This is a genomic window from Roseburia sp. 1XD42-69 (assembly GCF_003612565.1).
In the GTDB taxonomy this organism is placed as follows: Bacteria; Bacillota; Clostridia; order Lachnospirales; family Lachnospiraceae; genus Roseburia_B.
In genome coordinates this window covers 1-898 of the sequence record NZ_RAZG01000241.1, presented here as the reverse complement: position 1 = coordinate 898, position 898 = coordinate 1, and the positions used below count along the sequence as shown (strand labels likewise).

General features: G+C 41.8%; 1 pseudogene. It reads right to left on the bottom strand.

The annotated features are described in order from the left end of the window. Positions 1 to 107 precede the first annotated feature (107 nt). A pseudogene (locus D7Y06_RS27580) lies at positions 108 to 898 on the bottom strand (hypothetical protein); the annotation flags it as partial.

The window sequence follows — 898 nt, the reverse complement described above, 5'->3', positions numbered from 1 at the left end:
CTCATCTCCAAATGTCCTCCATTATTTTTATTATTGCAGCCCCTCTGTCGGTCAGACCATATCTGTTCTTGCACAGCTACCAGTATTCTTAAAGCTGCCCACACTTTCTAAGCCTCCGTTGAAATATTCGACATTTCATCCGATACTGTATCCATTCCGGGATCATCAGATGGCATATTATTATCGGTATCATGCTCTGAATTTTCATTTGGTGCTTCTGTCGGCTTGGAAATTTCCAAACTCATTGTAGTTTCCATTCCGCCAATACTCATTGTCATTACAAGCACCCTTGAACCATCTGGCTTAACAATAATATCTGTCTTTGATTCAGATTCCTGTTTATCTGCCTGCTCCAATTCCTCATCTGATAAGATTCTTTCAAATTCCAGTCCTCTTTCTTCAAAATATTTCTCCCACTTTGAATATTCCTTGATGTCTTTCGCTTCTATATACCCCTCCGCCATTGCATTCATAATTTCCATATACATATGCGTTGCCCCTATTGGAAACATGACAGCCCAGCTCTTGGATGGATTGGCATCATCCATATAGTTCATCCCATTACAGGTAATCATCATGATTCCATCTTCTGTCCTGACAGCCTGACCTGCTACTTCGGCCTGTGCAAATCCCATTGCCACACTTTCTGATTTTATAAGGTTAGGATACTTTTCCTTATACATATCCGCCAGTTCCCGCAATTTCCCCATCTGCTGTTCATCGCTGACCATGAGCCATGAACCGCCGCCTTCGTTCCCTTTGATTTTCAGGCACTCTATTCCTGTAAACGCATTCACCTCTATCGTGTATTTTTCATTTAAGGATGATGTAGGAATACTGTCTGCATTATCGACATTTAAAAACTGTGCCAATGTCTCCATAAGCTCACTGCCAGCGG